Annotated in this window: 23 protein-coding genes and 2 rRNA genes (1 of these 25 only partly in view); 7 read left to right on the forward strand and 18 right to left on the reverse strand. The window is 65.9% G+C overall.

What is annotated here, in order from left to right; translation table 11 throughout:
- From ACJ0G7_RS08805 to ACJ0G7_RS08820, 4 genes are all read left to right on the forward strand, one after another.
- Positions 1–247: ribosomal RNA gene (locus tag ACJ0G7_RS08805) — 23S ribosomal RNA — on the forward strand (it extends 2619 nt beyond the left edge of the window).
- A 110-nt stretch (positions 248–357) separates the two neighbouring features.
- A 5S ribosomal RNA gene (gene rrf, locus ACJ0G7_RS08810) occupies positions 358–474 on the forward strand.
- 130 nt (positions 475–604) lie between these two features.
- Positions 605–1480, forward strand: coding sequence for a YihY/virulence factor BrkB family protein (locus ACJ0G7_RS08815; RefSeq protein ID WP_052378197.1), 876 nt, complete (start codon positions 605–607; stop codon positions 1478–1480).
- 76 nt (positions 1481–1556) lie between these two features.
- The gene (locus ACJ0G7_RS08820; protein ID WP_043693055.1) at positions 1557–1892 is read left to right on the forward strand and encodes a hypothetical protein; all 336 of its coding nucleotides are present in this window, start codon (positions 1557–1559) and stop codon (positions 1890–1892) included.
- Here the strand turns inward: ACJ0G7_RS08820 and ACJ0G7_RS08825 are convergent.
- The 8 genes from ACJ0G7_RS08825 to ACJ0G7_RS08860 form a co-directional block, all read right to left on the reverse strand.
- Positions 1868–2221: a DUF2834 domain-containing protein gene (locus ACJ0G7_RS08825; protein WP_043693052.1), complete on the reverse strand. Its 354-nt coding sequence runs from the start codon at positions 2219–2221 to the stop codon at positions 1868–1870. The two genes, ACJ0G7_RS08820 and ACJ0G7_RS08825, sit on opposite strands and share 25 nt — an antisense overlap.
- Positions 2214–2474 (reverse strand): exodeoxyribonuclease VII small subunit, encoded by a 261-nt coding sequence (gene xseB / locus ACJ0G7_RS08830; RefSeq protein WP_043693049.1) that lies wholly within the window; start codon positions 2472–2474, stop codon positions 2214–2216. The genes ACJ0G7_RS08825 and xseB overlap by 8 nt, the downstream gene beginning before the upstream one ends.
- Positions 2471–3634 carry an exodeoxyribonuclease VII large subunit gene (gene xseA, locus ACJ0G7_RS08835; RefSeq protein ID WP_043693046.1) on the reverse strand — a complete coding sequence of 388 codons (1164 nt, stop codon included), beginning with the start codon at positions 3632–3634 and terminating at the stop codon, positions 2471–2473. The genes xseB and xseA overlap by 4 nt, the downstream gene beginning before the upstream one ends.
- Complete coding sequence (locus ACJ0G7_RS08840; RefSeq protein ID WP_173402138.1) at positions 3624–3800, reverse strand: hypothetical protein; 177 nt, start codon at positions 3798–3800, stop codon at positions 3624–3626. Before ACJ0G7_RS08840 ends, xseA begins: the two co-directional genes overlap by 11 nt.
- Positions 3801–3909: 109 nt before the next feature.
- The gene (locus ACJ0G7_RS08845) at positions 3910–4056 is read right to left on the reverse strand and encodes a chlorophyll a/b-binding protein (RefSeq protein ID WP_043697009.1); all 147 of its coding nucleotides are present in this window, start codon (positions 4054–4056) and stop codon (positions 3910–3912) included.
- 93 nt (positions 4057–4149) lie between these two features.
- Positions 4150–6660 (reverse strand): ATP-dependent helicase HrpB, encoded by a 2511-nt coding sequence (gene hrpB, locus ACJ0G7_RS08850; RefSeq protein ID WP_407395780.1) that lies wholly within the window; start codon positions 6658–6660, stop codon positions 4150–4152.
- A gap of 205 nt (positions 6661–6865) precedes the next feature.
- A complete protein-coding gene (locus tag ACJ0G7_RS08855; protein WP_043693038.1) occupies positions 6866–7249 on the reverse strand; it encodes a hypothetical protein in 384 nt (127 codons plus the stop codon).
- Between the two features lie 59 nt (positions 7250–7308).
- Positions 7309–7566 carry a DUF2973 domain-containing protein gene (locus ACJ0G7_RS08860; RefSeq protein WP_407395782.1) on the reverse strand — a complete coding sequence of 86 codons (258 nt, stop codon included), beginning with the start codon at positions 7564–7566 and terminating at the stop codon, positions 7309–7311.
- 138 nt (positions 7567–7704) lie between these two features.
- Here ACJ0G7_RS08860 and ACJ0G7_RS08865 point away from each other — a divergent pair, with 138 nt between their 5' ends.
- Complete coding sequence (locus tag ACJ0G7_RS08865) at positions 7705–8862, forward strand: trypsin-like peptidase domain-containing protein (protein WP_407395887.1); 1158 nt, start codon at positions 7705–7707, stop codon at positions 8860–8862.
- Between the two features lie 5 nt (positions 8863–8867).
- Here ACJ0G7_RS08865 and ACJ0G7_RS08870 read toward each other — a convergent pair whose 3' ends face one another.
- Entirely contained in the window at positions 8868–9041 is a 174-nt protein-coding gene (locus tag ACJ0G7_RS08870; protein WP_173402137.1) for a hypothetical protein, read from the reverse strand.
- Between the two features lie 127 nt (positions 9042–9168).
- A complete protein-coding gene (locus tag ACJ0G7_RS08875) occupies positions 9169–10893 on the reverse strand; it encodes an ATP-binding cassette domain-containing protein (protein ID WP_043697003.1) in 1725 nt (574 codons plus the stop codon).
- Positions 10894–10960: 67 nt separating this feature from the next.
- Between ACJ0G7_RS08875 and ACJ0G7_RS08880 the strand changes: the two genes are divergently transcribed.
- Complete coding sequence (locus ACJ0G7_RS08880) at positions 10961–11116, forward strand: hypothetical protein (RefSeq protein WP_173402136.1); 156 nt, start codon at positions 10961–10963, stop codon at positions 11114–11116.
- Here the strand turns inward: ACJ0G7_RS08880 and ACJ0G7_RS08885 are convergent.
- Together ACJ0G7_RS08885 and ACJ0G7_RS08890 are read right to left on the reverse strand one after the other, a co-directional pair.
- On the reverse strand, positions 11094–11324 hold the full coding sequence (locus ACJ0G7_RS08885) for a hypothetical protein (RefSeq protein ID WP_043693032.1): 231 nt from the start codon (positions 11322–11324) through the stop codon (positions 11094–11096). The two genes, ACJ0G7_RS08880 and ACJ0G7_RS08885, sit on opposite strands and share 23 nt — an antisense overlap.
- A 56-nt stretch (positions 11325–11380) precedes the next feature.
- Positions 11381–11689, reverse strand: a complete 309-nt coding sequence (locus ACJ0G7_RS08890) for a hypothetical protein (protein ID WP_043693026.1) — start codon at positions 11687–11689, stop codon at positions 11381–11383.
- Between the two features lie 105 nt (positions 11690–11794).
- Here ACJ0G7_RS08890 and ACJ0G7_RS08895 point away from each other — a divergent pair, with 105 nt between their 5' ends.
- Positions 11795–12109: a ribbon-helix-helix domain-containing protein gene (locus ACJ0G7_RS08895; RefSeq protein ID WP_043693023.1), complete on the forward strand. Its 315-nt coding sequence runs from the start codon at positions 11795–11797 to the stop codon at positions 12107–12109.
- Positions 12110–12116: 7 nt separating this feature from the next.
- Here the strand turns inward: ACJ0G7_RS08895 and ACJ0G7_RS08900 are convergent, their stop codons facing one another.
- Genes ACJ0G7_RS08900 through ACJ0G7_RS08925 form a run of 6 tightly spaced genes read right to left on the reverse strand, consistent with a single transcriptional unit; the run spans position 12117 to position 20073 of the window.
- Positions 12117–13256, reverse strand: a complete 1140-nt coding sequence (locus ACJ0G7_RS08900) for an anhydro-N-acetylmuramic acid kinase (protein ID WP_407395784.1) — start codon at positions 13254–13256, stop codon at positions 12117–12119.
- Positions 13257–13266: 10 nt separating this feature from the next.
- On the reverse strand, positions 13267–13971 hold the full coding sequence (locus ACJ0G7_RS08905; protein WP_043693016.1) for a TrkA family potassium uptake protein: 705 nt from the start codon (positions 13969–13971) through the stop codon (positions 13267–13269).
- Between the two features lie 24 nt (positions 13972–13995).
- Positions 13996–15405 (reverse strand): TrkH family potassium uptake protein, encoded by a 1410-nt coding sequence (locus tag ACJ0G7_RS08910; RefSeq protein WP_043697000.1) that lies wholly within the window; start codon positions 15403–15405, stop codon positions 13996–13998.
- Positions 15406–15437: 32 nt separating this feature from the next.
- Positions 15438–17252 (reverse strand): SLC13 family permease, encoded by a 1815-nt coding sequence (locus ACJ0G7_RS08915; protein ID WP_407395786.1) that lies wholly within the window; start codon positions 17250–17252, stop codon positions 15438–15440.
- Positions 17240–18928 carry a GTPase HflX gene (gene hflX / locus ACJ0G7_RS08920; RefSeq protein WP_407395788.1) on the reverse strand — a complete coding sequence of 563 codons (1689 nt, stop codon included), beginning with the start codon at positions 18926–18928 and terminating at the stop codon, positions 17240–17242. Before hflX ends, ACJ0G7_RS08915 begins: the two co-directional genes overlap by 13 nt.
- On the reverse strand, positions 18925–20073 hold the full coding sequence (locus ACJ0G7_RS08925) for an NAD(P)/FAD-dependent oxidoreductase (protein ID WP_407395790.1): 1149 nt from the start codon (positions 20071–20073) through the stop codon (positions 18925–18927). The genes hflX and ACJ0G7_RS08925 overlap by 4 nt, the downstream gene beginning before the upstream one ends.
- Positions 20074–20078: the final 5 nt, after the last annotated feature.

Genomic DNA, 20078 nt, shown 5'->3' on the forward strand with positions numbered 1-20078 from the left:
TAGTACGAGAGGACCGGGAGGAACGCACCTCTGGTGTACCAGTTATCGTGCCAACGGTAAACGCTGGGTAGCCATGTGCGGAGTGGATAACCGCTGAAAGCATCTAAGTGGGAAGCCCACCTCAAGATGAGTGTTCCCATGGGGTAACCCAGTAAGGTCACGGGCAGAACACCCGTTGATAGGCTCTACGTGGAAGTCCAGTAATGGATGCAGCGGAGGAGTACTAATAGACCGAGGGCTTGACCAACTTCTTGGTTCTTGCCTGAAAGACAGACTTTGTTTGATTCAGACGCGCGACGAAAGTTGCAGATCCTATGCAGTTCTCAGGGTTCACAACCCATGAGAATGTTTAACTATCCTGGTGTCCATAGCGGTGTGGAACCACTCCGATCCATCTCGAACTCGGTTGTGAAACGCATCAGCGGCGACGATATTTGGGGGGTAGCCCCCTGAGAAAATAGCTCGATGCCAGGTAAAACATTCCATACGAAGAAACCACCTCGCAACGAGGTGGTTTTTTTGTGCCTGAACATATTGCTTGCCGTTGTAGCGTTTCGGCAGTGATGGCGAAGCCGTGGCCAGGCTTGTGTCTCGAATCCGTTGGATGAGTCGCAGGCTCTGGCATGCAGGACTGCGCTGGTCTCAGTGTGATTGTGTGGACCTCAGTGCTGCTTTCGCATACTTCACTCTGCAGTCGATCTTTCCTCTTTTGTTGATCGCCCTGGCGGTGGCTGCGAAAGTGTTCGGAAGCACCAGTGGCATGGATCAGGTGATCGATGCGATCACGCCTCTGCTGCCCCCTTCGGCGGTGGGTGTTGTTGAGTCAACGCTGCTCGGTCTCGTGGCACAGGGGTTTGGAGCCGGTTTGTTCGGCGTTGCCCTGCTGGTGCTGGCCGCCAGCAATGCTTATCTCACACTGCAGAGGGGAGCGGACCGGCTCTGGGAGGAGTTTCTTCCGCAGACAACAACTGTTGTGCCTCTGAAAACCCAGGCGATCGACTTCGTGCGGGGGCGTCTGGAAGCCTTCCTGATCGTTGTTTTGGCGGCGTCATTGATTGTTCTGGAGCAGATTGTTTTCAATCTCGGCAGGATTCCTGAAAGCCTGATGGCATCGTTGTTGTCCATGTGGCCCGATGCCGTGGTCGTGCTGAAGACGATTCCATTTCTGAATGTCGGACATGTCATCGTGCCGACGCTGTGGCTGTCGTTGTTATCTCTGCTGCTTCAACGGGTTCTTCCCAGTCGTCGGGTTCCCTGGAAACCATTGATTCCAGGGGCTCTGCTGGTGGGTGTGGCGTTGAACGTTCTCAACAGTGCCTTCAGCTTGAGCATTATTTCCCTCGGTAATCGTTTTCAGGCTTATGGCGTGATTGGTGGTGTGATGGTGTTGACCTTGTGGGTCTGGTTGATCGGTGTGATTCATTACTTTGGCCAGTGTCTGAGTGTTGAACTGGCAAGCGCACGATCCACGCGCTTGTAAGGGAAATCCGCCCTGCGAAGCATCTTGAATCCACGGCAACGGCTGCGATGCTGAAGCAAGGAGCCTGGAAGTGATCATGACGCGCCCCTCCCCCTTGGTCTGGCTGGCCATCGTGCTGTTGCTGCTTCTGCCAACGGCCGCAGGGCGCCTGCTGCTGGATCTGGCTGGCGGATTGCTGCTCATCCTGTTGGTTCTGCCGTTCCTGCTGACGGGGCTGGGCTGGATCGGCTGGAAGATTCTTCAGTCGCGCATGGTGACCTGTTCGGCCTGTGGCGCGGTGAACTTCGGGGGATCCAGCGTCTGCAGCGTCTGCGGAACCGCGCTTGATGGGATGTCCGGGCCTGATCCATCGGTCCCAGCCAGTGAGGTGACCATCGATGTAACGGCTCAGGATGCCGGTTCCGACTCCTGAGCCAGCAGGTGGCGCTCCCGCAGAAACAGAAACAGGGGGGCCCCACAGGCGAATGACACGCTGAAGCTCACCAGGATCGCCACCCACCAGGCGCGGATCTTCAGCCGTGGGCCTTCGGTGCAGATCCAGAGGCTCACGGCCGAAGCGCCGATCAGCAGGTCTGAGCTCAGTGAGCGGGCGGCGGCTGTGCTGGAGGCGTCGGCGATGAAACGCGGCAGATCAAAGGCCTGACCACCGCTTTCCGCGATGAACTCCAGATTGGCGCGCCAGGGGAGCACAGCTCCGAGCAAGGCCAGGGCCAGATAGATCCAGGGCAGAACCTTACGCATCGTCCGAGGGCTCCAGGGTGTCGGGGTCGAGCTGAACCACCGCTTCTTCCATTGTCTTCAACAGGCTCTCGCAATGGTCGAGATAGACCTGTCCATGCAGCACATGCCGTTGCAGCTCCGCCATCGGAACGGCGTCATCCTGCAGTTCGGCCAGGATCAGATCCAAGGCCTGCAGTGCTTCCTCGTAGCTGAGTCCGGAGGCGTCCTTTCGCCAGTCCTTGATCCGGTCCTGAAGGGACTCGCTGTCGTTCATGGAGTCGATGCGTCGGAAGCGGGGCGGATGGCATCCACCCTGGTGTCGAGCAGACCATCACGGAGCTGCACAGTCAGCCTGTCACCGGGTTGCACATCGCTGATGCCGGTGACCGCGGCTCCGCTGGCGTCGTTCACCAGGGCCAGTCCACGCTGCAGCCATCGTTCAGGCGAAAGCGCCTGCAGCAGAAGCCGTTTCTGCTGCAGCTCCTGGCGCAGGCGTGGCAGGCGGGCTGTCGGTGCCTGCTGCTCCAGCCGCCGCCGCCGATCCAGCAGCCGCTGACGCTCACGGGCCAGCCGCCAGCTCGGCAGATCACGCAGCCGCTCTCGTCTCCGCTGCAGGTCCCGTTCCACCGTCTGGCGATCCGGCAGCAGCGCCACGATGGCGGCGGTGGGGGTGGCGGCGCGGTGATCGGCGACCAGATCGGCCACCGTGAGGTCATCCTCGTGGCCGAGGCCGGTGATCACCGGCACGGGAAAGACCGCCAGATCCCTGCAGAGCCCTTCGTCGTCGAACACCGCCAGATCCTCGCGACTGCCTCCGCCCCTGGCGAGCACAAGAGCTTCCAGTTGCAGATGTTCGTGACGCATCGCGAGTGCGGAGAGCACGCCACGAATGCGTTCAGCCACCGCTCCCTGAACGGGAATCGGCACCAGCAGCAGCCGGGTCATCGGCCAGCGTTCCCGAGCCGTTCGCAGCATGTCCGCCAGCGCGGAACTGGGCACGCTGGTGAGGATGACCACCACGGCAGGTCGCAGCGGCAAGGGGCGTCGACGGGCAGGATCGATCACCCCTTCCTCGAGCAGCCGGTCACGCACCTGCTCGAACTGACGCAGCACGGTGGTGAGGCTGGGCCTGATGTCCAGCACCTGCACCGACAGGCTGGCGCGGGCGATCCAGAAATTGAGCTTGCCCACCACGGTGACGCCGTCCCCGTCCTGCGGATGATGGCTCAGCTGCTTGAGGCGGGAGGCCCAGACCACACCGGTGATGCTCGCGTCACCGTCGGTCAGGGTGAGCCACAGATGCCCCTTTTTCAGCTGCGGTCTCGAGACGCTTGCCTCGACCAGGAAGCGGGGGGCGAATCCGCGTTCCAGCAGGCTGCCGACGGCGGCATTCAGTTCACCGACCGAATAGGTCGGAATCCGATCAGCGCTCAAGGCGGCGGTAGGCGAGACCCCAGTAGAGACAGACCAGTCCACTCACCATGGCCACGAATGCACCCCATGGTTGATGCAGCTGGGTCAAGGAGATGGAGAAGATCACAAGGGCACTGCTCAGGAGCCTCGATCCATCGCGGCGGTTCTGAACGTAGAGCGGTGCCAATGTCAGCCGTTGTGATTCGGTCCACTGTGAACCATGGTGTGGACATCCAGGCGAAGACAACAAAAAACCCCACCGACGATCGGCGGGGTTTTGTGAAGCCCTGAAGGGATCAGCCGAGGCCGATCTGGGACAGGATGCCCTGGCCGGTCAGCAGCTCGGTGCCGAGGCCGATGACGAAGCCGAGCATGGCCAGGCGGCCGTTCCAGGTCTCAGCGAAGTTGACGAAACCGAAACGGGATTGGGTGGAGTCGGACATGAGGAAGAACCGATTGGTTGGAAGCAATGTAACAAAGGATGGAGATTTGTTGCTTGTGCTTTCGGTGACACCGCTGAGTGATGGGGCGGCCTTTCAGTTCGGACGCGATGGCCGTCGTTTTGTTCGGGCGGTGGGAATCGCCTGGCGTGGATCCTCCGGCCAGGGGTGCTTCGGATAGCGCCCGCGCATGTCGCGTCGGACGTCGGCGTAGCTTCCGCTCCAGAAGCCGGCCAGGTCGCAGGTCCGCTGCAGAGGCCGCCCGGCGGGAGAGAGCAGTTCGAGCGTCACCGGCAATCGTCCATCGAGCAGTTGAGGGCTGTCAGCGCAGCCGAACATCTCCTGCAGCTTCACGGCAAGGACCACTTCATCCTCTTCGTAGCGCAAGGCGGCGCACCGTCCGGACGGGATCGGAACCTGGCGGGGCAGCAGTGTCTCCAGTTGCTGTCGATGCCCCCACTCCAGGTCTGTCCAAAGAGCGTTCTCCAGGGTGGTGGGATCCAGGTCCTGCCAGCGGAGGCAGCCGATCAGGACCGGGCCGAGCCAGTGCTCCGCCGTGGCGAGCAATGCCTCAGGCGTTCTCTGCGGCCAGGGAGCTCCCAGATGGCGATGGGCCAGATCCTGGCGCCGGCAGAGCTGTTGCAGGGCATCGGTCCAGGGCAGCCAGTCGAGGCGGCGCGACTCCGCCAGCAGTTCCAGCAGCAGATCGCGGCACTGGAGTCCGTCCGGGGTCGGCAGAGCGTCCTCTCGGATCGTGAGATGCCCCAGCATCAGCCTCCGCCTTGCCCGGATCCGTGCTGCGGCGGCATCCCAGTGCGCGCTGTCCTGCCACTGCCCCTCCTGCGCGGCCAGGCTCTGCAGCGTGGCGTCGCTGATCGCCACGGCGAGCTGGATGCGGGTCTCGCGACTGCCGAGGTCCACCCGTGCCACCGCCAGCGCCTCGGTCCCTGTCAGTGGGTCATGCGGCACCAGATCGGCGCCGCGTCCCTGGCGCAACCGGTAGCGGCCCGGCTGGCCGGGACGCTGCAGTGCCAGCCAGCCTGGAAACGCCGCCAGGATCAGCCGGGAAGCGTCCTGCTCCGGTTGGTCATCGGGAGGATCGAGCTTCAGCGCCTCCAGCTGGCGGCGCAGCTGACGGCTGAGCTGTCGCAGCGGGGCCAGCCGTCTCTCCCGTTTGAGAGCCTCGAGCCGGGCGTGCAGGTCGCAACCGCTGTCGCGCAGACGCAGCGGGTCCCGTTCGCTCAGCAGGGCCGCCAGATCACATCCGAGTTCGGGACAGCCCCGTCGGTGTGCCTCCAGCATCAGCACCCCCAGGCGCGGATGCGTGCCCAGCTGGCCAAGCAGCCTGCCGGAGGGGCTCAGCCTGCCGTCGGTGGTCAGGACCCCAAGGGCGATCAGCTGTTGCTGGCCCTCCAGCAGCGATGCCGCAGGCGGTGGCTCGAGCCAGGGAAGCTCCTCCCCGAGGCCTGCGCCCCAGGCTGCCAGTTCCAGCACCACGGGCTGCGGATCCGCCAGCTGCAGTTCCGGCGTGCTGAAGGCCGGCCGCCGCTGCTGTTCCGCTGGAGACCAGAGCCGCACGCAGCAGCCCGGTCCCTGGCGTCCTGCCCGTCCGCGGCGTTGATCGGCGCTGGCCAGGCTGGAGGGGACTGTCTCCAGGCCTTCCATGCCCTGCCCGGGGTCGTAGCGCAGCTGCCGGCTGAGTCCGCTGTCGATCACCAGGCGCACGCCGTCGATGGTCACCGAGCTTTCCGCGATGGCGCTGGCGAGGATCACCGTTCCGTCATGGTCAGCGCTGCAGCGCTGCAGGGCACGGTTCTGCTCCTCCAGGGGCAGCTGGCCATGCAGCGGCAGGATCCGCCAGCGCCGCAGGTATCCAGCTGTCTCCAGCAGTTCCTTGCACCGGATGATCTCCGCCAGGCCCGGCAGGAACACCAGCACACCGCTGCGTGCGGGCAGCTCGATGGCGTGGGTTTCGATCGCCCTGAGGACCTGACGAGGCAGGGCCTCATCGCGCCGGGGGAGCTGGTGAACGGTCTCCACAGGGTGAGCCCGCCCCTCGCTTTCCAGCACGGCGGCCTCCGGCAGACGGTTCCGCAGGTCGGAGAGATCGAGCGTGGCTGACATCAGCATCACCGCCAGCTCCGGTTGCAGCAGCGGACGGGCTTCCTGCAGCAGTGCGAAGGCAAGATCGGCGTCCCGACGACGTTCGTGGAATTCGTCGAACAGCACCACGGCCACACCGTTGAGAGCCGGGTCGGCCTGCAGCCGTCGCAGAAACAGGCCATCGGTGATCACCTCCACCTGCGTCTGTGCCGAGCGTTGCTGCTCGCCGCGGACCGAGAAGCCGACCCGCTCACCGACGCTTTCCCCAAGGGTCTCCGCCAGGCGGGAAGCAGCGGCTCTGGCAGCCAGGCGTCGGGGTTCGATCATCCAGATCCGCCCCTCCCGGATGCGGTTGTCGCCCATCGGGCCCAGGGCGCCCAGCAGAGCCAGAGGCACGCGGGTCGTCTTGCCAGCTCCTGGAGGAGCCTGGAGCAGCACTGTGGATCCCGGTTGCAGCGCTTCGCAGAGCCGCGGCAACAGCGGATCGATCGGGTAGGCCGTCAAGCCGGGGCTCAGTGAACGAGGTTCAGCACCCCGAGCAACAGCAGGCTGCTGACGGCACCGAAGGCGGCGAGCAGCTTCACCAGCGGCCCAAGGGAGGCGGTGAGGTTGGCCATAAAGACTTCCTTAAAGGCCGGAATAATTCCGGTCTAGCTCCGGTCGCCGCCGCTTGTGGTCGCTGTTCGCACGTTTTTACAGAGCGTTGGATTCAGCGCACATGGCGGGTGCCATCCACCGGGTGGTACTCCTCTCCCGTGAGCTCCTCGAACACGATCGCCGGCAGCCCGGTTTCGAACATGGTCTGAAGCGCTTCCTTGAGATAGGGATTCCATCCACCGGTGCTCACCTGGCCGTGGCGCACCGTCCAGTCCCAGGTCCCCTGCAGATCCCGGGGAATCCGGCCTTCGCGGTCGCGACGGGCCACCAGGTCAAGGGATTCCACCAGACCCACGATCACCGGTTGTTTGCCGTACGCAGGCGTGAGGCTGAGCTCGAGTCGCACAGGATCTTCCTTCAGCATCCTCAGACGGAAGCGGGGCGGAAGTTTCACGCCCTTGATGACTGCAGCAACGATCCGTGTTCTCTGATCCACTCGTTCGACCCTCTCATCGATTCCAGAACGGTGCCGTCTGACGACAACCGATCCCTAACTTATTCAGCAGTGGTCCCTGAGGTATCTGAGCCGGCCTCCTCGTCGCCGCCGAAACGTACCGTCAGCAGATCCTCCTCGGTGATCCGCCCGTCGTTGTCGAGCAATTCCGGGTGCACGGTGACACGGCCTGTACGGTCAGCGGGCTCACCAATCGGACCGCTTGCCGCTCTGAATCCGCGGCTCATCACGCGGAACGCCTGCCACAGCAACGCCACGAACACGACGCCGTAGAGAACGGGGAACAGGGACGACAGCATCGTTGGGCCAAGCGTTCCAACAGCACCATCATGGCTGCCAGCAGGGACTGGACGCACTCGGTCACAGGTCTGACCGGCCGCCGTCTGGATTGCGCCAGACCATCTCCTTACGGTTTGAACATCTCTTCGTTAATCCTGCTGGTGAATCTGTCGAACTGGACCCCGCCCCGCGCCCTCCTTGTCCCTGTCGTCGCTGGTGGCCTGTTGATCGGCGGTGCTGCCGCCCAGCAGTTCGTCACGGCTCAGCAGATGGCTCAGGCCGGACCGGCCTCGGCGGCGCTTTCACGGGAATCCTTCGTGGCGGCGGCCGTGAAGCGCAGTGGAGCGGCCGTGGTGACCCTGGAGACCGCCCGCACCGTGCGCAGTCCGGGGGTGTCCGGCCTGCCTCGCGGACTGATGGCGGATCCGATGTTCCGTCATTTCTTTGGAATACCCGGCACGGCGACGCCCCGTTCACGCGTGCAGCGCGGCCAGGGCAGCGGAGTGATCTTCGATGCGGAGGGATTGCTGCTCACCAACGCCCATGTGGTGGAGGGTGCCGACACCCTCAGCGTGGGGCTCTCCGACGGCCGCCGGGTGTCCGGCCGGGTGGTCGGCAAGGACACGCTCACCGATCTGGCGGTCGTGCGTCTTGAAGGCAAGGGGCCCTGGCCCACCGCGACGCTGGGGAATTCCGATCAGCTCAATGTCGGGGACTGGGCCATCGCGGTGGGCAACCCCTTCGGTCTTGAGAACACCGTCACCCTCGGCATCATCAGCAATCTGAACCGCAACGTCTCCCAGCTGGGGATCTCAGGCAAGCGGCTGGATCTGATCCAGACCGATGCCGCCATCAACCCCGGAAATTCCGGCGGCCCCCTTCTCAATGCCGATGGGGAGGTCGTCGGGATCAACACCTTGGTGCGCTCCGGCCCCGGAGCCGGTCTCGGATTCGCGATCCCGATCAACCGGGCTCAGGCGATCGCCCGTGAGCTGGTGAAGTCCGGTCGGGTCCAGCATCCGATGGTGGGTATCGGTCTCTCGCCGGTCCCGTCCCCCAATCCCGGCGCTGCCGTGCCTCCCGGGGCTGTGATCCGTTCGGTGCAGCCCGGAGGTCCGGCAGACAAGGCCGGCCTGAAGGTGGATGACGTGATCATCTCCATCGATGGCCGCACCATGAAGGGCCCGGCTGCCGTGGTCAGCGCCATCGAAAGCCGTGGAGTCGGTGAGCGGCTGCGCATCACGGTGCGACGCGGAGAGGACGAGGTGACGCTCGAGGTCACACCGGTCGACCTCTCCACACTTCAGCCGGCCTGAGAGGGCTAGCTCTCGGAATCCCGCAACTGTTCCACGCAGCGGGTGATGCAGTCGCCGTCATCCAGCGAGCAGGTCGTGATGCATTCGAAGTAGGTCTCCACGGCATCCCAGGTCTGCTCGTTCTGTCCGGACGGACCGCTGGACGAGGCAGCGAAACCTGGACGGGAGGCCTTCGTCATCACGGCTGGGAGCGGGTTTTGTCAGCCTATGCACACGTGATGAACAGGTAAAGGAGAATGAGTGGTCCTGCCTAAGTCTGTGTGAAGTCTGCTTAAGGCAGTGAGGCTCTTCGGCTGAGATCGCTGTTCAGGCCGTCTTCTTGCGGCGGGCCTGCCGGTCCTTCTGCTTCTGGCGATTCGCCTTCCGTTTCTCTTCCTGATCCGCTGCGAGCCGCTGCTGTTCCGCTGCAGCCCTTTCCTCCGCCTTCTTTTCGAGGTAATAGGCGTAATCGCCCCGGTACAGGATCAGGTCGCCATCGCGCAGCTCCACGATGCGATTGGCGACCTTGGAGATGAAATAACGGTCGTGGGACACCACCAGCACGGCCCCCTCGAAGTGCTGGAGAGCCTCCTCGAGCATCTGCTTCGCCGGGATGTCCAGGTGGTTGGTGGGCTCATCCAGCACCAGCAGATTGCAGGGGCTGAGCAGCATCAGGGCCAGGGCCAGGCGAGCTTTCTCGCCACCGCTCAACTTGCCCACCTCCTTGAACACGGTGTCGTTGCTGAAGCAGAAGCTGCCAAGCAATGAGCGCACCTGAGTCTGGGTCCAGTCGGGCACCGCCTCGAACATGGTGTCGATCACGGTCTTCTCCAGATCCAGCGCTTCAGCCTGGTTCTGTTCGAAATAGCGCCCCACCACGTTGTGCTCCCCCAGGCGGGCCGATCCGTCGTCGGGGGTCTCCAGGCCCATCACCAGCCTCAGCAGGGTGGATTTGCCTGCGCCGTTCGGTCCCACGAAGGCGATGCGATCCCCCCGTTCCACCTCGAGGTCGGCACCGAGGAACAGGATCTTCTCGCCGTAGCTGTGGGTGAGGTTCTCGATCACCGCCACCTGGGCACCGGAACGTGGGGCATCGGGGAACCGGAAGCTCGGGCCAGCCACCGTCTCGATCGGTGCATCGACCATCTCGACCTTCTCGAGCAGTTTCTCGCGGCTCTTGGCCTGGGTGCTGCGGGTGGCGCTGGCGCGGAAGCGGTCGATGTAGGCCTGCTGGGTGGCGATCTCCTTCTGCTGGCGATCAAACGCCGCCTGGGTCGCCTCCTGTTCCAGCTGTTTCTGCTCGAGATGGGCGGTGTAGTTGCCGAGGTAGCTGCGGGAAATGCCCCGTTCCGTGGAAACGATCTGATTGCACACCCGGTCCAGAAAGGTGCGGTCGTGGCTGATCACCACCAGCGCTGCGGTCTGCTCCAGCAGGTAACCCTCCAGCCACTGGATCGTCTCGACGTCCAGGTGGTTGGTGGGCTCGTCCAGCAGCAGCAGGTCTGGTTCCTGGAGAAGGATCTTGCCGAGGGCGATGCGCATCTGCCAGCCGCCGGAGTAATCCCGCACCAGCTGTTCAGCGCCCTCAGGCGTGAACCCGATGGTGGGCAGAAGCTTGTCGATGCGCGCGTCGAGCTCGTAACCGTGGAGAGCTTCGAACCGGCTCTGGAGCCGGCCGAGCTCGTGGATCAGCTGGTCGAGATGGGCGGGATCCTCCGCGGCCTTCTCGGAGCCCATCTCATCCTCCACCTGCCGCTGACGGTTGAGCACCGTGGCCGCCTCTCCGAAGGCCTGAAACAGCTCCTGCCGGACCGAGCGGTCGGGATCCACATCGAACTCCTGCTGCAGGTAGGCGATGCGGGGTTCACCCTGGCGCACCACCTGGCCACTGCTGGGCTCTTCCTCGCCTGCGATCAGGCGCATCTGTGTGGACTTGCCGGCACCGTTCACCCCCACCAGGCCGATGCGGTCTCCGGGTTTCACCTCCCAGGTGACATTCCGCAGCACCTCCCCGGTGGGATAGATCTTGCTGACGTGCTCGAGTCGCAGCACCGGCCAAGGGGCGTTGAGCACCCATCATCCCTGCCGGCAGACTGAACAGTCTCTGGCTCACCGCTCGATGCCGAAACTGGAGCAGCTGGCAGCGCTGGTGGTGGCGGCGGGCCTCGCCCTGGTCAGTTACTGGCTGTTCTTCAGCTGGGCTGGTGGCGGCGGTTACGAGCGTCGTGCTCCCTCCCGGGATCAGGCTGCCCTCACAGACCGCCGCGGGCCTTGATCAACCAGCGGCTCGTGTCGGCGTCGTCGAGGCTGGCCAGGTGTGCCTTCACCTCGTCCGGAGTCACCGGCAGACCGAGGTCGTCTCCCAGCCGGCAGATGCAGTCCATCGCTCCGGTGGGATCCTGCAGGGCCTGACGGAACAGTGCCTGGGTCTGATCGGGATTGCTGCGGATCCGCTCATAGAGCGCAGCGGCATTGGCGGTCATCGGCCTCACGCGTCTGACGCAACGCTATTCAGAGCCGTGGAATCTGACCGCAGGCCTCAGGCGGCCCTGTCGATCCCTTCCTCCCGCTGACCGAGGGCGGAGGCGTCCTCCATGCTGCGGGCATCCATGCAGAGCACCTTGCGGAGCTGGGCGTAATTGGCGGCCTGGGAGCTGCGGCCCTCCTGGCTCGCTCCGTATTCCGCCCGCTGCAGCACGTGGTGCAGATGGGTCAGCAGGTAGGTGCTGATCACGGCGGACACCAGCACGTCGCTGTTGTCCGGGCCGCGCCGGTTCGGGCGGCGTCGGGGACGGCGACTCGGCTGGGATTGAGCCTTGGTGGTCGCTTTCGAGGCGGATTGCGTCATGGGGTACTCCGAGGAGGACCAGTGCCCTCACCATAGTCATGGATACTACCCTTGCCCACCTCTGTACACTTTCGGGTAGCTGAGACTCCATCTGGAGATCCGGTCGTGCCCACCCGTCAGACCTCGACCAGCGGGAAGCCCAAGTCCCCGCGGATTCAGGTGGTCCTGCCCGAGGATCTCTGTGCCCGGCTGACGGCCCTGGCGGAGCAGGAATCCCGCACCGTCAGCAACATGGCGCGCGTGCTGATCCAGCAGGGGGTGCAGCGCCATGAGCAGGGCGATGCGGGGCAATCAGCTGCCAAGGAGTCTTCGCCGGCAGCCATGCGGCCGGAAGACAGGCTCCGCAACAGCCTCGAGGCTCAGCAGCCCAGGCGTCTGCGCGGAGCGCCGCGTCGCCTGAGGCTGCATCGGCCCGGCTGAGGCAGCCTCAGGCCGGCTCCACCCTCACCCCCAGCAGCGTCTCCCGTGCTGCGCCGGTGATCGCCGGCGCGTTGGCCGGGTGGCCTTTGTGGTGCCACCAGGCCAGCAGGGCGAACACGAGGGCTTCCCGGGCCTCCGCCGCCAGCCCCAGGCTGTCGGAGCTGCGCAGCTGCAGGCCATGGCATCGCCGGCGCAGGGCCGACATCAGGCTGGGATTGCGTCGTCCGCCGCCGGCCACCACCAGCTCGAGAGGCCGGATCCCCTCCCGCTTCTGCAGGCGGTCGAGATCCTGCCCCACCACGGCTGCACTGAAGCCGGTGAGGGTGGCGATCGCATCCTCCGGTCGCATCCCGGAGAGGTCACCCAGTCGCCGCTCCAGATCTTCGGCACCGAAGCGTTCTCGCCCGGTGGATTTCGGCGGATCCTCCTGGAAGTAGGGCTCCGTCAGCCAGCGGCGGATCCAGTCATCCCGGCACTCACCGGCTGCAGCCGTCGCGCCGTCCCGGTCGAAACGGATCCGGCCTTCGCTGAATCGCTGCATCGCCAGATCAATCAGGGTGTTGGCGGGTCCGCAGTCCCAGCCCCGCACCGCCGCGTTGCGATCCGGACCGCATCGCGGCGGGATCAGCGTCAGGTTGGCGATGCCCCCGAGATTGAGCAGGGCCCGCCAGCCGTCGATGCCCCCCAGCAGCGCCGCATCGGCCCTGGGCACCAGCGGTGCACCCTGGCCTCCCAGGGCCAGGTCCGCTGCCCGGAAGTCGTGCACCACAGCGCGCTCCAGCAGTCGGGCCAGCAGAGGCCCCTGCAGCACCTGCCAGCTGGCCCCCCGGCGTCCGTTCGCCGGCGGGCGATGCCACAGGGTCTGGCCATGACACCCCACCAGTTCGGCTCTGCTGTCCGGATCGCAGGCCCAGGCGGCAGCCGCCTGGGCTTCGGTGACCGCTTCCGCCAGCTCCAGCCAGGCTCCGGCAGTCAGCGGCGTTCCCTGTCCGGCGGTCACCAGCTGGTGCTGCAGATCCTCCGGATACGGGCAGTGCTGATGCCGGATCAGCCGCCAGCGGGGACGTTCGGCCCCGCCCCGGAAGTCGGCCAGAACGGCATCGACCCCATCAGCGCTGGTGCCGCTCATCAGACCGAGGCAGAGCATGGGCGGGCGATCAGGTCTTGGGCAGTCGCTGCAGGTCGTCCACCAGACCCATCACCACCAGCAGATGCCCTTCCTCCAGCACGTGGGAGGCCGGAGGGTTCACCGTGAGGCTGCTCTGGGGGCCCGCGGCCAGCACATTCACGCGGAAGTTCTTGCGCAGGTTGAGGTCCCGCAGGGATCGACCCATGAACGGTTCCGGCACCTTGATCTCCTCGATGCAGTGCTTCTCATCCAGGGCCAGACGCTCCATCAGATTCGGACGCACCAGTTCAAGCCCGAGGCGTTCCCCCTGCATCCGGGAGGGGAAGATCACGCGGTCGGCTCCGACCCGCTTCAGCATCTTTTCGTGCAGATCGCTGGTGGCGCGCGCAATCACCTGCTTCACCCGCGTTCCCTCGCTGTCCTTGGCGATCAGGGTGGCGGTGATGCTGGCCTCGATCGGTTCACTCATCGCCACCACCACCGTGCCCATGTCGAGCACGCCGGCTTCGCGCAGCGACTCCTCGTCGGTGCAGTCGACGACCCTGGCCTCCACGGTGGGCTCCAGCTGCTGCAGTTCCGCGATGGCGCGTTCCGAGCGGTCCACGGCAAGCACCTCGGCTCCGTTCTGCAGCAGTTCGCGGCAGACGGCGATCCCGAAGCGCCCGACGCCGATCACCGCGAAGCCGAGCCGCTCACTCCCCTGGAGCGGGCTCCACTGCCACCATTCCTTCATGGCTGAAGGGCCCGGGGATCACGCTCAGACATACAGATCCTCCCGGGGGTATCCGATCCGATTCTGACGGTGCAGGTGATGGCCCTCTCGGCTGACCGCCTCCCAGATGGCGCTGAGCAGCAGAAACACCCCCAGACGACCCACGAACATCCCGATCAGCAGCACCAGCTGACCGAAACGACCCAGTTCCTCGGTCACCCCGAGATCCAGGCCAACCGTGCAGAACGCCGAGATGCAGGTGAACAGCATCTCCAGGAAGGTGAACGGGTCCTCGCCGTTGAGGTTGCTCCCCAGGCTGAGCAGCAGGGCCATTCCCAGAACGAACAGCAGCGAGGCGACGGTGATGCCCACGGCTCGCAGCACCACCTTGTCGGAGATCTCCCTGTTGCGGATCACCACGGAATCGCGGCCCCGCAGCGTCGAGCGGGTCGCCGCCATCAGCGCCGCGACGGTTGTGGTCTTGATCCCGCCGCCGGTCCCGCCGGGACTGGCACCGATGAACATCAGCGCCATCAGCAGCAGCGTCCCCGAGTCGGTGATGTTCTCCAGGGAGAACGGAACGGTGGTGAAGCCGGCAGTGCGGGCGGTGACCGATTCGAACAGGGCGGTCATCCAGCGTTCGGGCCAGGCCATCTCGATGAACACCTCCCCCCGGTTGAGCCATTCGGTCACCGCCAGCCCCAGGGTGCCGAAGGCGATCAGCAGCAAGGTGGTCCGCAGCACCAGCCGGGTGTGGAGGCTTGGACGCCGCCGTCCCCGACGGAACCCGAGCCCGACCAGGTCACTGGTGACCCGCCAGCCCAGTCCGCCCATCACGATCAGCAGCATCACCACCGCGTTGACGACCGGGTTCGCGTGATAGCGCTCGAGGCTGTCCGACCAGAGACCGAAGCCGGCGTTGTTGTAAGCCGAGATGCTGTGGAACAGCGACGCCCAGATCCGCTCCCCCCGATCCGGGATATCGCTGAAGCCGAAGCCGTAGAGCACCATCGCGCCGATCAGGATCACCGCGGCTGCGGTCAGGGCGATGGCACGGAAGGTGGCGCCCACTCCGCCGACGCCGAATTCATCGAGGGTCCGCCCCCGGTCAAGCCGGCGGCGCAGAGCGGTTCCCTTCACCACGAACCCCTGCAGGAACGTGGTGATCGCCATCAGTCCGAGACCGCCAGCCAGGATCATCCCGGCCAGCACCAGCTGCCCGAAACCGGTCAGGTCCGTGCCGATGTCGATGATCGACAGCCCCGTGACGGTGATGGCGGAGGTGGCCGTGAACAGCGCTTCCCAGAGGCCGACACGTTCGTTGGAACAGAGCGGTGTGCTCAGCACCAGGGTCCCGAGCAGGATCACCAGCAGGCCTGTCACCACCGTGAACTGCGGAACGGTGAGCCGGCGATGCCAGCCCTGGCTGCGTTCGAGGGCCTGGCGGAGGGGCACGCGGTGCGGCTGGAGGATTCGACCAGTGTTGATCAGGTTGGGCCGTAGCGCCACAGGATCAGGGCCGGCACCAGCACGGTCATGATCAGCGTCAGACCGCTTCCGTATCGGGTGACGTCCAGGAACCGATAGCGTCCTGGGCCGAACACCATCAGATTCGTCTGATACCCCACCGGGGTGAGGAACGACTGGCTGGCCCCGAACAGCACGGTGATCAGCAAGGCGGTGGCCGGCAGATCCAGCCCCGGTGCCAGCTGCACCGCCACCGGCGCCAGCAGGGCCACCGAGGCAGCGTTGCTCATCACCTGCGTCACCAGCGTGGTGCCGATGAAGATCACCATCAGCGCCCCATAGGTCGGCCAGCCATCGAGGCCCTGCGACAGCCCGGCCGCCAGCGCATCAGCCAGACCCGTGGTCTTCAGGGCGACGCTGAAGCTGGTGAGCGATCCCAGCAGCAGAATCACATCCAGGCGGATCGCCCGCTGCAGCTCACCCGGTCGCAGGCAGCCGCTCGCCACCACCGCCACGGTGGCGAGCAGCACCGATGCCACCAGCGGAACCGGCGTCAGGGTCGGCAGCAGCAGCATGCCGACGGCGATCGACACCGCCAGCGGCTTGCGGCGCACCGTCGGCAGATCCTCCTCCAGCCGGTCGAGCACCAGAAGGTCGTTGCTGGCCTGCAGCCCGCGGATCGAATCGAGCGGTGCCTGAAGCAGCAGCACGTCTCCCTCCCGCAACACCACCTGGCCAAGCCGCTCCTGAACGGTTTCCTGGCCGCGTCGCAGCGCCAGCACCGTGGCGTTGTGCCGCTGACGGAAACGCAGTTCCCGCAGGCTGGCGCCGGCCAGGGTGGAGCCGGCTGGCAGCAGCACCTCCACCGTTTTCTGGCCGCCGGCGCTGCTGTCGAGGTTGACGCCGGCGTTCTGCCCCTGGGTGGTGAGCTGGATGGTGTGGTCCTGCTGCAGGCGCAGCAGGTCCTGGCGGGTGACCCGCAGCAGCAGGTGATCGCCAGCCTGCAGCCGTCGATCCGCCAGGGGGGGGAGCAGGCGTTCTCCGCCACGCTGAAGTTCCAGCACGTCCACGTCGAAGCGCCGTTGCAGACGGCTGTTGTGCAGCGAGCGACCGACCAGTTCCGAATCCCCGGGAATCGTCACTTCCGTGCAGTAGGAACTGGTCTGGGGATTGATGGTGAGCTCGTCGCCGTTGCTGCCCCGATCCGGCAGCAGCACCCGCGGGGCGAGCACGAGATAGAGAGCGCCGGCCAGCCAGATCGGGATGCTGATCAGCGTGAAGCTGAACAGTTCCAGGGATCCGTAGCCGAGCTGCTCGCTGATGTCGCTCACCAGCAGGTTCACGGAACTGCCCAGCAGGGTCAGGGTGCCCCCCAGCACGGTGGAGAAGGACAGCGGCAGCAGCACCCTCGAAGGCGAGAGCCCCCGGCGGTGGCACCAGTTCTCCACCACCGGCAGCAGCGAAGCCACCACGGGGGTGTTGGGCACGATGCCGGACACCGGCGCGATCACGAAGGCCATCAGGGCGATCAGACGCCGTGGGGTCCGGATCCGCTCGGAGGCGATCAGAGCCCTCAGACGATCGAGGGCACCGCTTTTGAACAGAGCAGCGGAGACGGGGAACAGGCCCAGCAGGGTGATCAGAGCAGGGCTCCCGAATCCCGCCAGGGCCTCCTGAGGGTTCAGAACGCCTGAGGCCATCAGCAGCCCGACGCTGAGCAGCCCGGTGAGTTCCGGTGCCAGAGCACCGGAGATGAACAGCACCACAGCCAGGATCAGCACGGCCAGGGTGATCAGGGCATGCGGGTCCTGGATCGCGCTGGTCAGCTCGGCCATTCCGGGGCCTGCCCGTTCACAGGTGCCTCCGATTCTGCCCCGGCAGGGAAGAACTGATCCCGGAGCCATTGCTGCAGCCCCCGAAGACCGTCCCCCCGCATCGCTGAGAGGAAGAGGCTGGCGGGCTCCCGGCAGCGGATCGCTTCGATGGCGTCCAGCGAGCAGCGGTCGATCTGATTGGCCACCACCTGGCGGAAGGCCCGACTGCCGAGGGAGTCCAGGAGCCGGTGCACGGTGCTCAGCTGACTGGGCCAGTCCGGATCGGCCAGATCCACCACCAGCAGCAGCACGTCGGCATCGAGGGCCTCTTCGAGGGTGGCGCGGAAGGCTTCCACGAGCGGGGCCGGAAGATCCCGGATGAAACCGACCGTGTCGGTGAGCAGCACCCGGTCGGGGCGTTGGCCCGGGCGGGGCAGATCCAGCTTGCGGGTGGTGGGATCGAGGGTGGCGAAGAGTTTGTTCTCCGCCAGCACGCGGTCGCTCTCCCGCCTGCCACAGAGGGCATTGAGCAGACTTGACTTTCCGGCATTGGTGTACCCCACCAGAGCCACCCGCGGCAGGTCCTGGCGCTGCTCCCGCAGACGGCTGCGGTGCTCCTGCAGTTGCTTCTGATCGCGCAGCAGCCGTTCGATGCGTCGGCTGATGGCGCGTCGATCCTTCTCCAGCTGGGTTTCACCCGGTCCGCGGGTGCCGATACCGCCGCCCTGACGCGAGAGGCTGCGGCCACGGCCCAGCAGGCGTGGAAGGCGGTATCGCAGCTGGGCCAGCTCCACCTGCAGGCGACCGGCAGCGCTGCCGGCCCGCTGGGCAAAGATGTCCAGGATCAGCTCGCTGCGGTCCATCACCGGACAGTCGAGCAGCCGTTCCAGATTGCGGGCCTGCACCGGAGACAACTCCCGGTCCGTGATCACCAGGGACGCACCGTTGCGGCGCACCTCGAGTGCGGATTCCTGCAATTTCCCCGTCCCCCACAGGGTCTGGGGGTTGGCGCTGCCCGGGCGCTGCTGGATCACGGCCACCGGTGTCGCCCCGGCACTGCGCACCAGTCCTTCCAGCTCTGCCAGCTCCCGTTCACTGCGGCCGGGATCGCGGGCCGCCAGGGTAAGCAGCAGGACGCGTTCAGCCGGGTTGTCGGCGGCGACAGGGGAGGGGGCGTCGCCGCTCGGCAGGCTCGGTGGCTGCAGCTGGCACAGGTCGCGAAGAGCCCCTTCCTCCAGGGTTCGCCATCCCAGGGGCTGCTTCGGATCCGGTTGCAGCAGTCGCGCCGGCCGGCTGCCGTCCGATGCCGTGCAGGGGGCGAAGCACAGCCAGGATCGGGGCGCCAGATCCAGGGCCACCACGCTGTCGCGGGGCTCGCTGGACAGCCCCTGCCGACTGAAGGGACAGCTGATCAGTCTCCAACCGCCGCTCTGCCGACGGGGAGCCTGCGGCAGATGCGTGAGCAGGGGGTCGGATCCGTGGAGCGGACCGATCCACAGCAGACGGCAGAGGCCGCGACCGTCCAGCACCAGATGCAGGGGCTGTTCGAGCTCCAGGGCCATGTCCGCCAGCCGTTCCAGGGTGAGAAGGTCGGCACCGCTGGACTCGGGATGGCGGCGGTGGCTGAGCCGTTCGAGCTGACGCTGCTGGGCAGGGCGAAGGCCCCTGGTGCGTCCGGCGAGGTGGGCCTGCTTCAACGGCCGAGCAGCCAGGCGCCGGCCGATCTCAGGCCCAGAGCAAGGCCCGGGAACCGCGTGAGATAGGCAGCACGGCGAATCTGAAAGGCCAGCGGCCCGGCCAGGGTGATGCCCATTCCGGTGAGGGTGGCGTCGCCGATGCCGAGGCTGAGCATCTCCCCGCGGTCCTCGAAACGGAACGGTGCGGCTGTGGACTGGTGGCGCACGGCAAGGATGGCTTCGGCCACGGCGGCTCCCTGCTGCATCGCCACCTGAGCGGTGCTCGGCCAGGGCTCGTCAGCGTTGCGGGTGGCATCGCCGATGGCGAAGATGCTGCTCGATCCCTTCACGCTCAGATCCGGCTGGATCTGCAGGCGTCCGGCCTCCAGTGCGGGGGAGGGATTCAGAGGTGGCCAGCTCGGCCGACTGCCGGCGGTCCAGATCAGTCCGGCATGGCTCAGGGATGTGCCGTTGTTCAGGTCCACCCGGTCGGCATGGACCTCGGTCACGGCCGTGTTGAGATGCAGGGTCACGTCACGCCGTTCCAGAGCCGCTGCGGCACGCTCCCGGTTGAAGGCCGCGTTTCCGGGCAGGATCGAGTCGCTGAGTTCGATCAGGTGAAGGCGCGCTGAGCCCTCGAGCAGATCGGCCATCTTGCAGGCCAGCTCAACGCCGGTGGGGCCGGCCCCGGCGATGACGAGGGCGGCATCGTCCTGGCGCTGGTGGCGCAGATCCCTGATCCAGCGGCGCAGGGTTGCCACGTCGGCGAGATCGCGGAAGCCGATGGCATGCCTTCGCACACCAGGGATCCCGAAATCAGCGGACTCCGCTCCGGTGGCGATCAGCAGCTGGCTCCAGCGCAAGGTCTGACCGCCCGCGGTGATCAGGGTCCTGCCGTCGCCGTCGATCGACTGCACCGTGTCCTGCAGCCAGCTGATGCCCCGGCCGCTGAGCAGATCCCGGTAGGGAGGCGCCACTTCCCACAGCTGCAGCTCATCACTGAGCAGCTCATAGAGCATCGGCTGGAACAGGAAGCGCTCCCGCGGCTCCACCAGCACGATGGGGAGGGAGGGATCCCGGCTGCGAAGGCTCAGGGCCGCCGTCAATCCGCCGAATCCACCGCCCACGATCACCACGGCATCGCATGGTGACGAAGGTCCGGTCATGGGCG

Origin of the sequence: Parasynechococcus sp., assembly GCF_045559935.1 — a bacterium.
GTDB lineage: Bacteria > Cyanobacteriota > Cyanobacteriia > PCC-6307 > Cyanobiaceae > Parasynechococcus.

What these genes read in the sequence shown, in the direction of transcription:
- ACJ0G7_RS08820 (WP_043693055.1), top strand. Translation starts at nt 1,557, where the DNA reads ATGACGCGCCCCTCCCCCTTGGTCTGGCTGGCCATCGTGCTGTTGCTG.
- ACJ0G7_RS08885 (WP_043693032.1), bottom strand. Translation starts at nt 11,324, where the DNA reads ATGACCGCCAATGCCGCTGCGCTCTATGAGCGGATCCGCAGCAATCCC.
- xseB (WP_043693049.1), bottom strand. Translation starts at nt 2,474, where the DNA reads ATGAACGACAGCGAGTCCCTTCAGGACCGGATCAAGGACTGGCGAAAG.
- ACJ0G7_RS08890 (WP_043693026.1), bottom strand. Translation starts at nt 11,689, where the DNA reads ATGACGCAATCCGCCTCGAAAGCGACCACCAAGGCTCAATCCCAGCCG.
- ACJ0G7_RS08900 (WP_407395784.1), bottom strand. Translation starts at nt 13,256, where the DNA reads ATGCTCTGCCTCGGTCTGATGAGCGGCACCAGCGCTGATGGGGTCGAT.
- ACJ0G7_RS08870 (WP_173402137.1), bottom strand. Translation starts at nt 9,041, where the DNA reads ATGACGAAGGCCTCCCGTCCAGGTTTCGCTGCCTCGTCCAGCGGTCCG.
- ACJ0G7_RS08905 (WP_043693016.1), bottom strand. Translation starts at nt 13,971, where the DNA reads ATGAAGGAATGGTGGCAGTGGAGCCCGCTCCAGGGGAGTGAGCGGCTC.
- ACJ0G7_RS08860 (WP_407395782.1), bottom strand. Translation starts at nt 7,566, where the DNA reads ATGCTGTCGTCCCTGTTCCCCGTTCTCTACGGCGTCGTGTTCGTGGCG.
- ACJ0G7_RS08925 (WP_407395790.1), bottom strand. Translation starts at nt 20,073, where the DNA reads ATGACCGGACCTTCGTCACCATGCGATGCCGTGGTGATCGTGGGCGGT.
- ACJ0G7_RS08815 (WP_052378197.1), top strand. Translation starts at nt 605, where the DNA reads ATGAGTCGCAGGCTCTGGCATGCAGGACTGCGCTGGTCTCAGTGTGAT.
- ACJ0G7_RS08880 (WP_173402136.1), top strand. Translation starts at nt 10,961, where the DNA reads ATGCCGAAACTGGAGCAGCTGGCAGCGCTGGTGGTGGCGGCGGGCCTC.
- ACJ0G7_RS08915 (WP_407395786.1), bottom strand. Translation starts at nt 17,252, where the DNA reads ATGGCCGAGCTGACCAGCGCGATCCAGGACCCGCATGCCCTGATCACC.
- ACJ0G7_RS08825 (WP_043693052.1), bottom strand. Translation starts at nt 2,221, where the DNA reads ATGCGTAAGGTTCTGCCCTGGATCTATCTGGCCCTGGCCTTGCTCGGA.
- ACJ0G7_RS08845 (WP_043697009.1), bottom strand. Translation starts at nt 4,056, where the DNA reads ATGTCCGACTCCACCCAATCCCGTTTCGGTTTCGTCAACTTCGCTGAG.